This is a genomic window from Bacteroides sedimenti (genome assembly GCF_040365225.1).
Taxonomy (GTDB): Bacteria; Bacteroidota; Bacteroidia; order Bacteroidales; family Bacteroidaceae; genus Bacteroides; species Bacteroides sedimenti.
In genome coordinates this window covers 1,176,954-1,189,591 of record NZ_AP028055.1, presented here as the reverse complement: position 1 = coordinate 1,189,591, position 12,638 = coordinate 1,176,954, and the positions used below count along the sequence as shown (strand labels likewise).

At 37.0% G+C, this 12,638-nt stretch carries 9 protein-coding genes; 8 read left to right on the top strand and 1 reads right to left on the bottom strand.

The features are described 5' to 3' along the window. Positions 1–575 precede the first annotated feature (575 nt). Positions 576–1,085, top strand: coding sequence for a DUF3836 domain-containing protein (locus ABWU87_RS04780; protein ID WP_353333750.1), 510 nt, complete (start codon positions 576–578; stop codon positions 1,083–1,085). Between the two features lie 83 nt (positions 1,086–1,168). On the opposite strand, the gene ABWU87_RS04775 is transcribed toward ABWU87_RS04780, so the two are convergent. Next, positions 1,169–5,569 carry a translocation/assembly module TamB domain-containing protein gene (locus ABWU87_RS04775; RefSeq protein WP_353333748.1) on the bottom strand — a complete coding sequence of 1,467 codons (4,401 nt, stop codon included), beginning with the start codon at positions 5,567–5,569 and terminating at the stop codon, positions 1,169–1,171. A 286-nt stretch (positions 5,570–5,855) separates the two neighbouring features. On the opposite strand from ABWU87_RS04775, the gene ABWU87_RS04770 reads away from it, so the two are divergent. From ABWU87_RS04770 to tsaD, 7 genes are all read left to right on the top strand, one after another. Continuing rightward, positions 5,856–6,593, top strand: a complete 738-nt coding sequence (locus tag ABWU87_RS04770) for a response regulator transcription factor (RefSeq protein WP_353333747.1) — start codon at positions 5,856–5,858, stop codon at positions 6,591–6,593. A 104-nt stretch (positions 6,594–6,697) separates the two neighbouring features. Continuing rightward, positions 6,698–7,561 carry a type I methionyl aminopeptidase gene (gene map, locus ABWU87_RS04765; protein WP_353334416.1) on the top strand — a complete coding sequence of 288 codons (864 nt, stop codon included), beginning with the start codon at positions 6,698–6,700 and terminating at the stop codon, positions 7,559–7,561. Positions 7,562–7,658: 97 nt separating this feature from the next. Further along, complete coding sequence (locus ABWU87_RS04760; protein ID WP_353333745.1) at positions 7,659–8,387, top strand: glycosyltransferase family 2 protein; 729 nt, start codon at positions 7,659–7,661, stop codon at positions 8,385–8,387. 12 nt (positions 8,388–8,399) lie between these two features. Then, positions 8,400–9,032, top strand: coding sequence for a lipid-A-disaccharide synthase N-terminal domain-containing protein (locus ABWU87_RS04755; protein ID WP_353333743.1), 633 nt, complete (start codon positions 8,400–8,402; stop codon positions 9,030–9,032). Then, on the top strand, positions 9,019–10,563 hold the full coding sequence (locus tag ABWU87_RS04750) for an ArnT family glycosyltransferase (RefSeq protein ID WP_353333741.1): 1,545 nt from the start codon (positions 9,019–9,021) through the stop codon (positions 10,561–10,563). The genes ABWU87_RS04755 and ABWU87_RS04750 overlap by 14 nt, the downstream gene beginning before the upstream one ends. Positions 10,564–10,568: 5 nt before the next feature. Continuing rightward, positions 10,569–11,579 carry an NAD-dependent epimerase gene (locus tag ABWU87_RS04745; RefSeq protein ID WP_353333739.1) on the top strand — a complete coding sequence of 337 codons (1,011 nt, stop codon included), beginning with the start codon at positions 10,569–10,571 and terminating at the stop codon, positions 11,577–11,579. 33 nt (positions 11,580–11,612) lie between these two features. Continuing rightward, complete coding sequence (gene tsaD, locus ABWU87_RS04740) at positions 11,613–12,632, top strand: tRNA (adenosine(37)-N6)-threonylcarbamoyltransferase complex transferase subunit TsaD (RefSeq protein ID WP_353333737.1); 1,020 nt, start codon at positions 11,613–11,615, stop codon at positions 12,630–12,632. Positions 12,633–12,638 lie beyond the last annotated feature (6 nt).

Here is a 12,638-nt window from a genome sequence, read left to right as displayed (position 1 = left end):
ATGGTTGATAAAAGAAATATAAGATATGTTATTGTAATGAAGGGTACATTTTGTTGAGCGTAGGAAAGGAGAGATTAAATTGTAGCAAAAAAAAAGGAGTCACGCCTGACTCCAACCTTTGTTAACCTTAAATCTAATACTATGAAAAACACATTGCAAAGGTACTGCTTTTGGTGGAATTTGCAAGGATATTACCTGGAAAAGTATGTTGTATAACATACTTTAAAGATTGTGTTAAATTTACTGCCATCTTTTTATGTTTTTAAGATCCTAGATAACTATGCTGATCGTCTCGTGTATTTCTTTTAAGCGCTTCATGCTAAATGTTACATCAGCAAAAATCACATTAAAATAGCACATTATTTAATGGACTACATCTAATTGAATAAATATTTGTTAAATATTCAATTTTATTTTGATTTTCTTTTTGAATATCATTTCAACAACATATCTTTGCCTGACAAAATGATAGTTTTATATGGGCTTAATAAACTTTATAAGTATTATTTTGAGTGATAATTTGTTTTGAACCAATAAAAATGTGACTAAAAGATAATCAACCTAAAATTCAGATTATGAAAACAATTGTGTTAAACAGCCGTACATTAGTGATGAGCATCACTATTTGTTTATTGTTTGTATGCATGCAGGCAATAAGTGCCAGAAACTCTAAAAGCTTTGTATACGATAAGAGCGATGAAAAAGAAACTGTGTTTGTATACGACTCGGTTTCATGCATGCTTACTCCTCATTTGAGGTACGAGTTTAATGAAAGCGAAAATGGCCGTACTAAAACTAAAACGGCGTATCGCTGGAATGAATCGTCCGGAAAGTGGATACCTTATTATTTACTAACCACTACAGATACAGGTGAGTATAAGGTTCATGAATTTGCTCGTTGGAACAACAAAAAGAAAGACTTTTCAATGAATAAGCAGAAGGCGGTTTATTACAAGGAATCTAATGAAAATGTTCCCGGTTATATCTCATTTAAATGGAATGAGAAAAGCTCAAAGTGGGAAATAATTGATGGCGAATATTTTGAAAATTTCATTAATTTAATGGTTAATACTTCTGCCAGATAACGGTAGATGATTTGCAAGGATAAAATAAGACAGGCTGTTATTCCTCATAATAGGATAACAGCCTGTTTTTATTTCTATTCTCGTTATCTATCCCTTTTCTTTTTAGATTTAGGAACATTGTCACTCTCGGGTTTGGGAGGAATGGTATCCTTAGGTAATTCAATTAACTTCTTCTTCTTTTTGTTCCATGGGAGCAACTCGCGCCAACTATCAAAATCTTTTTTATACATAAGACCGAGACCTTGGGTATTTAGATTGGTACGAGTATAGTATCGATCATTTGACTGGTTGTACGCTTTCATACGAATTTCGTCGGTTAGCAGATACTCTAAATCGAAGTTTCCTACAAAGTTGGTGGTAACGGTAGGATTCTCTCTGTATCCAAAGTTACCATTAATCAACAGTCTGTTGTTAAGTAACTGCCCGGAGAGCATTCCTTCAAACTCCATATCAGTCCACCCGTTGGTGCCTGTGCTTCCCTGAATACCAACGTTCCATTTATTACTATTAATAACCTGTGACAACATATTATTCAGCTGACCCGAAAGGGTTGAAGATAGCACGGACGACATTGCATTTGAATTCTGCGTGGCGGTAGCATAATCGGGTGTATAAAACTTACCAATGCCAAGCAAGTAAAGCGTTTGCATATTGATTTGATCTTCGGTACTAATTACATTTTGTACGATCCGCTTTTTCTCCTCGCTTTCGTTAGGTAAATCAATGCCAAGTTTTACAGCCGGATGTAGCAGGTTGCCGGTGATATCCATTAGACAGTTGACCCTTACATTCGATTTCTTAACTTCATTAGGAACTTCCGAACCCAGATCGCCTAATGAAACAGAATTTACGGTGTAAGATGCCTTGATATCTAGCGTTGCGTCAAGGGGATTCCCATTGAAGCTGACACTACTTCCGGAGGCTATGTTGAAATCCTTGCGAATAACTTCTTGCATGCTGAATTTATAGGTACCACTGTTGATATTATAGTTCCCGAACATCTTAACATCACCTTTATTGTAATATTCTAACCGAAGATTTCCGGATCCTCTGCCGATTATATAATCATTGGAAACGGGGTCGACCACAATTTTCATTGTTGCGTCGGGAGTGGCGTCAACCAACATATTAAGCCGGATATCCATAGGAGAGGATGCAGCTTCTTTTTCCATGTTCTTCAGGAAGAAGTCATTCACAATAGTTGAATCTCTCAGAATGCGTTTCGGTGTATGATCAACGAAAGTAACAAACTGATTGCTTACTGCCGAAGTGGTATTGGCCAGTAAGTATACGAAATTGGTATTGCGATTACTCTTCATGGCCACATCAATGTTAAGTCCGGCATTACTTCCGTTGAGAGATACGTTGCCTGTGCCGTATACAGTTCCATAGAAAGGCATGTCTGGACTTTCTTTGGTATTGTATACCAGCATGTTGTTTGCTTCCATCTGCAAGTGGTAGTTCATGTCTTTGAAATGTTCATGATGTACGTATCCATTTACAATACCTGTATGACCTTCCATATCATGTAACTTGATCTTCTTTATTGAAAACTCATTTGGAGTAATGGTAACAGAATCTTTAAAGGCAAAATGAGTATTCAAAATATTCACTTTAAATGAAGCGTCGGCCAAACATTTTCCCTCAAGCGTGAGTGCTTTAAATAACCCGAAAAGTCGTACGTTTCCTGTTGCCCGTCCTTTTATGTCGGTAGCAATGCTCTGCAGGTATGTCTGCAGAAATCCAATCTTGGTATTTATCGCATCAAAATGAAGGTCGAGACCTTTCTTTTTAGGAGAAATATATCCTTTTACATTGGTTTCGGAGAGGTTAGATTCTTTTATTTTTGCATCAAGCATAACCGCCTCTTCATTTTTATCCCATTCACCATATATATTCATATCACCGATAGTACATTCGTTGAATGAGAAATTCTTTACCGAAAGCCGGGTATTCATTACCGGACTTTTCATTGCTTGACTCAGGTAGGCGGTGCCGGTTGCCTTTCCGTTTAAGTCAACCGATTTAAGGTTTACAATATCAAATATGTAACCAATGCCGATATCTTTCAGCTCAACCTTGACAGTATCTTTCGGATTTGGAGTAGCTCTTCCGTTGATGCGCAAAAACTGGTCCTTATGTCCGATCATGAAATTGTCTACATACACTCTTCCCGAATCAACTTCGATATGCGATGGATGTATATTCCAAACGGTGTCGTTAATAATCATTTCGGTAGGTTTAACATCAATTTTTGCCTGAAGAATAGGTTTTTCTCCCGCTGTTTTCAAAAAGCTGGTAATGGTTGAGAAATTACCGCTATAGGTTTGTGCTGCATTGTTTCCCCAATTGATGGTAGTATGCAATTTATCGTTCTCGGCCAATGCTTCCAGTGAAATATTGACAGTGGAGTTTTTCATTCGTTTGTTTCCCCTTATATTGCATTTAAACTGGTCATCGGTACTTTCGCAGAGTATAATGCCCGATTCAATATAATTTTCCTTATACTGTACACCGGGGAAATAGCCGTCTATCTTTAGTTTACGTTCATTGTCATTAAAATATCCCCTGATTGTACTGTGTTTATATACATTCAAAGGAATATTGAATACGCTCGAGAGGATATCGGTATTATAAATATGTGCATCAAATGTAAAGTCGTTGTGAGGTTCCTTATATTTTTTGTTTACTGTAAGCAGGGAAGGTATATATCTTTCCACAGTTTTCATGATGCTTATAGGAATAGACTGGTATGAATAGTTCCCTTTTACAGTTGCAGTCAAAAACTCGGAATTAAGCTCCAGACTCTTTATTCCGCCTGTATGTCTTGCGGCAATATTCAGGTTATTCATAAAATAATTCTTTTCCGGACTAACAAATGTAAAGCTGTCTACATTGATTTCTCCGATCATGTCATCGATAGAGTGGCCCGAAAAGTTGGCTGCGACACTAAGAGAGAATTTGGCGTCTTTGTACTTGTCTGTCAGATGAAACCTATTTGGATACACATTCTGAATATCTGCATGGAAATTAAATGTAGGAAGTTTCTTAGACAGATTGATAGAACCATTCATCAAAACATTTCCGTTTTCGTCATTCAAAGCAGCTTTTCCATCAAAACCTCCGTTTTTATACAATCCGTCGAGTGTGATGTTTTTATATTCATATCCACTATATTCTAATGAAGCAATCAGACCTTTAAGGGATATGTCAGGTTTAAGTCCTTTAGTTTGTACTCCAACTACTTGTAGATTGAGAGATGTTTTTCCAAATTTTTCTTCATTGTTGAGCAATCTTCCTAAATTGAACTGATTGGCTTTAATAACACCGGAATATCGATAAGATCCTTTTGCTTTGTCGGAGCTAAATTTAACGTCGGTTTTTACCATTCCCAACCCTGTGTTGAAGGTTCCGTAAGTTACCAGGTCGTTGAAATATCCCGAAACCTCTCCTTTAAAACCAATATTTCCGATTCTCTTCAATATGTCAGGAGTTCCCGAGAAGTTTTTTACCAGGTTACGAACCAGGAAGTCCATTCCTGCACGATTTATCAGTAGCCTGTTAATGTTGCCAAAGAGATAGGCATCATTGGCATGTGTAAGGTCCTGAATGGCTATTCCTCCCGAAAATAAGAAGTCATTGTCTGCGTTTATTTTCAGGTTTGAAGCAATAAGCTGATTAAGTGTACCGTCAACTTTTACCTCAAGTCCTAGTTTATCTTTAAAATTTGAAAGTGCTGGAACAAAAGGAGATATATCACAAAGCCTAACTTCTGAGGGCAAAATACGCGTTGAAATAGACACCTCATTGGCAAAGTTCTTGAACGCTTTGGGGTTTTTATATGAGATCTTTACAGTATCTAGTTCTACTTTTGTTTGAGGCAATACCACCATAAAATTCTCAATTCTGGCACCTTTAGTATTACCTGCAAGTTTTAAAGTAAGCTTCTGGATTTCAAAGCCTGACTGCTCGGTAAGGCTCAATCGTTTAACTGATGCATTCAGAGAATCCTTGGTGAATGCCTTTAATGATATATTAGCCAGAATATTGGATAGTTTGATATGTTTTGAGTTAAACTTACCCGGACTTTGAGGTTCGGATAATATATCGTAACAGAATGTACCACGACGTATAAGAATTGAGTTGATACGAAGATCTATTTTATTTTCTTTCTTAACCGTGTCTTTACTTGCAAATGCATCAAATACAAACTTGCAGTTTAGCTGGTCCTTGGGAGTCTTTTTATTCAGGTTAATGTTGAAGCCAAAGAGCTGGACGCTGCGGATGGTTATTTTACCTTTAAACAGTGGCAGAATTTCAAACTTGGCAGAAAGGCGGGAGACTTTGAGCATCTCTTTGTTTGCCTTGTCTTTCAGTAATACGTCGTCTATAATGATGCGGTTCATTAAACCAATATCCACTCGTCCAACTGAAACCTCAGTGCGAAGAATCTTCCTCAATTCGTCAGTGGCTATAACAGCCATTTTGTGCTGAACATAAGGGATATTCAACAATATGATGATCCCCAGGTAGAGTCCTATTACTACTGAGAGAAATATTAATATTATTTTCTTAATTGTTCTGATAACCTGAAATCTTTTTTGAAGAACAAAAATAAGGATAATTGTTCATTCAGGAAGAATATTCTATTAATAATTTATGCAAAATAGTTTCATTTTGGACAATTTGAGTGTAAAAAGGAACAATAAGAATCTTTCTAATCGCAGTATCTTTGCAGAAAGATAATAAAAAAGGTAGAAAGATTGATATATGGATACGACAGCTGCTATTTTGATTTATGGTCCGGATTGTACTTCAACTCAATTGATGATGAACTCTTTCCAACATAATAGTCGGGAGGTGAAACTTTGTACAGAAGTGGATGATGCTTACAGGTATTATTGCGAAAAGAAACCGCTCATTTGCATTCTTCATGAGCTTCCTTTAATGTCAAACTCTTTTTCTTTAGCAAAACGTATATTGGAACAGGGTAGAGATACCTATCTGATATTTATTTTTAAAGAGAATAAAATGGAAAATTTTAGAATTGCTTACCAAATAGGAGCGGATGATTGTTTGATGATTCCTTATGATCTTGATGAACTTAAGCTAAGAATAAAAGCTATGCTGAGAAGAGGAACAGAGGTAAAAGAGAAGTCCTCTTCAACTTATATGTTGGGTAAATATATTTTTGAAGAACAAAAAGGTATTTTATCGTTTAATAATAAGAAAGTCCATCTTACAACACGTGAAACTGATTTACTCTCACTTTTGTGCAACAAAATGAATGACATTGTCTCAAGAGAGGATGCCCTGAATACAATATGGAGTGAGGAAGAGTTCGCAAACTCTAGGGTGCTTTCAATATATGTTTATAAATTGAGACAAATTTTAAAAAACGATCCTTCAATCCAAATTATGACAGTGCATGGCGTTGGTTATAAATTGATAGTAAATCCTCTTAAAACAGTAATGGAAAAGCCTTCATTTAAGACTTTAAGAGCTTGAAGTGATATTTAAATGAAATAATTGAGCTATAATTTCGGTATAAAAACGATAGAAGCCTCTTTTTTTATTACTTTTGCATGGATATAATCGATTTTAAAGAGGCGATGACATTAAAGAAAATAAAAAATAATTGGCGCCCTGTTCAGGGTGAACCACTTACAGATTTAGACAAAAAGGTTCTCTTTCATCAGAATAAAGGTTTTTTGGTACCCAAACGAAAACTGATAAAAACTACAGAACAAATAGAAGGAATTCGCAAAAGTGGCCTAATAAATACTGCGATTCTTGATCTTGTTGCCGCAAATATTCATGCAGGCATGACCACAGCAGATATCGATAAACTTGTTTACGATTATACATTATCTCAGGGCGCAATCCCAGCTCCGCTTAATTATGACGGATTTCCTAAAAGCGTCTGCACTTCAATTAATGAGGTAGTATGTCATGGCATTCCGAATGAAAATGAAATTCTTAGGGATGGAGATATTGTAAATGTTGATGTTTCTACTATTTTTGATGGCTATTTCTCTGATGCTTCACGAATGTTTATGATTGGAGAAGTTAAACCCGAGGTAAAGAAACTTGTGCAGATTACTAAAGAATGTCTGGAGATAGGCGTTGAAAAGGCTAAATCTTGGGGCTTTCTGGGAGATATAGGAGAAGGAATTCAACGTCATGCTGAAAAAAATGGATATTCGGTCGTAAGGGAATTGTGTGGACATGGCGTCGGATTGAAATTTCATGAAGAGCCTGATGTAGAGCATTTTTCCAGAAAAGGAAGAAAAGGAATGTTATTGGTGCCGGGAATGGTATTTACTATTGAACCTATGATCAACATGGGCAAAAAAGACATCTTTATAGATGAAGAGGATGGGTGGACTGTTTGTACAGAAGACGGACTTCCTTCAGCACAGTGGGAATATACGCTTGCTATTACTGAATCGGGGCCGGAAATACTTTCTTATTGATCTCTCAAAGTATAGTTGCATTATTTGAGCAACAAATCTTAGTAAGATTTCGCAAAACAATTGTATATTTATATATTATCCAAATAATACAAGATTTATGAATAAATCTGCGAATTATAAATTTACCATTATTGTCCCGGTATATAATGAAGAGGACAATATTTATGCATTAGAGAAAAAAATCGGAGAATTTCTGCCTGAGTCAATATACACAACCTGTGTTCTTTTTGTGAATGATGGCTCGAAAGATCAGAGTAAAAAACGGTTAGAAGAGATTTGTAGCCGTAACGAGCATTTCTATTTTATGGACCTAAAACGTAACTCCGGCTTAAGCGCAGCCATGAAAGCCGGTATTGATGCCGCTTGTTCAGAATTTGTAGGATACATGGATGCCGATTTGCAAACTACTCCTGATGACTTTAACCTTTTATTAGAGCATATCAAAGATTATGAAATCGTAATGGGTATCAGAGCCAATCGTAAAGACTCTTTCTTTAAAAACTTGCAGTCAAAGATAGCAAACGGATTTCGCAACATGATGACGCATGATGGTGTTTCGGATACTGGATGTCCGCTGAAAGTGATTCGCACAGAATATGCCAAAAGAGTACCATTCTTTAATGGGATGCATCGTTTTCTGCCTGCACTGATTCTGCTTCAAAACGGAAAGGTAAAGCAGATCCCTGTACGTCACTTTCCAAGGGTGGCAGGAGTCTCTAAATATAATTTATGGAACAGACTGGTTTCTCCGTTTATAGATTGTTTTGCCTATCGATGGATGAAAAAAAGATATATCAATTACAGCATCGGAGACACAAACTTATAGACCGTTACTTTTATGATGTACGTTATCGGATTTCTGGCACAGGCATTCTTTTCGGCTCGTATCCTGTTTCAATGGATACTATCTGAAAAAGCGAAGAAGGTGATGTCGCCTTCCATTTTTTGGATACTAAGTATTTTAGGAGCTTATTTGTTGGTTATATATGGGTGGCTGAGAGATGATTTTTCCATCTTGTTGGGACAGTTTATTTCCTATTATATCTATATATGGAATTTATATGAAAAAGGAGTATGGAAGAAGGTTCATGTTGTTTTACAGGCAATAATGCTGCTAACTCCGGTTGTCGCACTGATCTTTGTGTTTAATAATGCTGATGAGTTTATTGCTACCTTTTTAAGGAATGACAAGGTTCCGTTATGGTTGCTTGTTTTTGGTTCAACTGGGCAGGTGATATTTACCCTTCGGTTTGTTTATCAATGGATTTATTCGGCAAGAAGGAAAGAATCAATCTTACCGATTGGTTTTTGGGTAATTAGCCTGATAGGCTCGTCTGTTATTATATCGTATGGTGTATTTCGTTTGGACCCAGTACTTATTTTGGGACAAGCTGTAGGATTTGTAGCCTATCTCCGTAATATAATGATTGCAAGAAATGATTATAAATACCGATTAAATGAAAGCAAATAAATACCTTCTGATATTGCTGGCATTTTTGCCATTATTGTTATTCCGCGACTTTACGCCGGATAATGAGTTGAAATATCTCAGTATTGCCGACGAGGCAATTCGTAATGGGAATTTTTTTACTTTCACCAATCACGGGCTTATATACGCAGATAAACCCCCTTTTTACCTCTGGATAGTGATGCTTGGGAAATTGCTTTTTGGTACTCACAGCATGCTTTTCCTTGGAATGTTTTCCGTTATTCCCGCCTTGGTTGTTCTTTATGTAATGGATAAGTGGATAGCCTCTGAAGTAGATTTGAGTAATCGTATTTCAGCTCAGCTGATGTTGATTACCACTGGTTTCTTTTTGGGGGCGGCAGTTGTACTGCGTATGGATATGCTCATGTGTATGTTTATTGTGCTTTCGCTCTATACATTTTATCAGATGTATGAGGGTAAGGGAACAAAATGGAGTGGTTTTCTGTTTGCATTTTATGTCTTTATGGCACTCTTTACAAAAGGTCCTATCGGATTACTTGTACCCCTTTTATCGGTTGTTGCATTCCTTGCAGTGAAAGGGGAGTTGAGAACTATTGGACGATATTGGGGAATCAAAACATGGGGGATTCTTTTAATTTGTTCGGCTGTTTGGTTCTCTGGTGTCTATATTGAAGGTGGAAATGCATATCTGAACAATCTTCTGTTTAATCAGACGGTAAACCGGGCGGTTGATTCATTTCACCATAAAAAGCCTATTTATTATTATTTTGAGGTGATATGGCATTGTCTGGCACCTTGGTCACTACTTTGTGTCGGAGTGATTATTGCAGGTTTAAAGGCTAAAATAATCCGGACCGATTTGGAAAAGTTCTTTCTGACAGTAATAACTGTTACTTTTGTGGGGTTGTCATTGATTAGTGCCAAGATAGAAATATATATGCTTCCGGCATTTCCTTTCTTTATCTATCTGACCATTATGTTATGGCAAAAAGTAAGATTAAACAAATTTGTTTCTGCATTGATTGCTATTCCGACAGTTATCCTTGGACTTGCACTCCCTGTTGTTCTGGTATTGGGGCGATTTAAATCCATGACTATGCTTAATAATCCGATTATTTATATTGCATGCGGCTTGTTGACAGTTGTTGCTATTCTCACACTACTTAGTTTATATAAGAGAAAAGATTTGCACAGAGCTGTAAATATCCTGGCTGGAGGATTACTCCTTGTTATTTTTACCGGTTCTTTCTCAATACCATCATTCAATGAATATATAGGTTACAAGGAACTCTGTAGTAAAGGAAAGGAAGTAGCTCGTCATAAAGGAATAAAAACGTATTATATTTATAATCCTAATAGAATGGGGAATATAGATGTTTACCTGGAACATGAATTGAAGGATTGGAAAGAGTTGGAAGCAGATAGTATTTCTAGCAGCAAAGCTATTTTGTTCGTCCGTACAAGGGATATTAGTAGAGACTCTTTGCTGAAGCAGAAAGTGGCTGGAAAAGAACAGTTCACCAAAGGTAATTGTACGGTCGTAATTTTTTAAGTTTTATGAAAAAAATTTTAGTAACAGGTACTGCCGGGTTTATCGGTTTTTACCTTGCCAAAAAGTTGCTTGAACGAGGAGATGAGGTCGTTGGCATTGATAATATTAATGACTATTACGATATCTCATTAAAATATGATCGTTTGCAAGAAACTGGTATTTCAAGAGAGAATATATCAGATAAGATTCCTGTCAGGAGTGATCTATATCCCAACTATCGATTCATTAAACTGGACTTGACAGATCGTGATGAAATTATCCGGCTTTTTAAAGACGAAAAGTTCGATGTAGTATGTAATTTGGCAGGTCAGGCTGGCGTGCGTTACTCCATTGATCATCCTTTTTCATATATCGATTCCAATATAGTAGGTTTTGTCAATGTGCTTGAAGCGTGCAGGCAATGCAGAGTAGAACATTTGGTATATGCAAGTTCCAGCAGTATTTACGGTTTAAATGATAAAATTCCTTATTCGGAATCTGATAAGACAGATAGCCCTGTCAGCTTGTATGCCGCAACAAAAAAGGCGAATGAGCTGATGGCGCATTCATACAGTAATCTTTATCAGTTGCCTACGACCGGTGTTCGCTTCTTTACGGTATATGGTCCTTGGGGACGTCCGGATATGGCCCCCTATCTTTTTATGAAATCAGTCATTAATGGAAGTCCCATTAAGGTGTTTAATCATGGCAATCTGAGACGTGATTTTACCTTTATAGATGATATCATTGAAGGGGTAGTGAAGATAGTTGATACTCCTCCAGCAGATGTCATTCCGTATAAAATATACAATATAGGTCACTCTAGGCCGGTAAAGCTTATGGATATGATTGCTGCTATAGAGAAGGCTACCGGTAAAGAGGCAGTCAAGGAGTATGTTGGAATGCAGCCAGGTGATGTGTACTGTACTTATGCCGACACAAGTTGCCTTGAAAAAGATTTTGGCTACAAACCACAGACAGATATTCAGGAAGGAATTGATAAGTTTTATGAATGGTATGTGAATTATACCGATTAAAATAGTATTTTTGCAGGGTAAAAATATGAAAAGATGGATACAATTATATTAGGAATTGAATCTTCCTGTGATGATACTTCTGCAGCCGTAATTAAAAACGGGGTTTTGTTATCAAATGTAGTTGCCAATCAGGCTGTACACGAGGCATATGGTGGTGTTGTTCCTGAGCTTGCATCTCGGGCTCATCAGCAGAACATTGTACCGGTGGTAAATGAAGCCTTGAAAAGAGCAAATGTGACAAAAGATCAGCTGAGTGCTGTTGCTTTTACACGTGGCCCTGGTTTAATGGGGTCTTTGTTGGTAGGAGTTTCTTTTGCCAAAGGTTTTGCCCGAGCTCTGAATATTCCTATGGTGGATGTTAATCATCTGAATGGACATGTGTTAGCTCATTTTATTAAAGAGCCAGATGAAGAAACAGCCCAACCAAAATTTCCTTTCCTTTGTTTGCTGGTATCTGGTGGAAATTCACAAATTATTCTGGTTAAATCATATAGTGAAATGGAGGTGCTGGGGCAGACAATTGATGATGCTGCCGGTGAAGCTATTGATAAATGCTCAAAGGTGATGGGGCTGGGTTATCCGGGGGGGCCGATTGTTGATAGATTGGCTCGTCAGGGAAATCCTAAAGCATTTACATTTAATAAACCACAAATTCCTGGGTATAATTACAGCTTTAGCGGACTGAAAACATCCTTTCTCTATTCCCTGCGTGAATATTTGAAGGAAGATCCTGATTTTATTGAACATCACAAAAACGATCTGGCTGCGTCCTTGGAAGCTACGATTGTAGATATCCTGATGAGTAAGCTTCGTAAAGTGGCAAAGGATTATAATATAAAAGAGGTAGCTGTGGCAGGTGGTGTATCTGCAAATAATGGCTTGCGAAATGCCTTCCGCGAGCATGCTGCTAAATATGGCTGGAACATTTATATTCCCAAATTTGGTTATACAACCGATAATGCAGCGATGATCGCAATTACCGGTTACTTTAAATACCTTAACAAAGATTACTGTCCGATGGAATTACCTGCATTCTCAAGGGTGACCATTTAAAAGTAA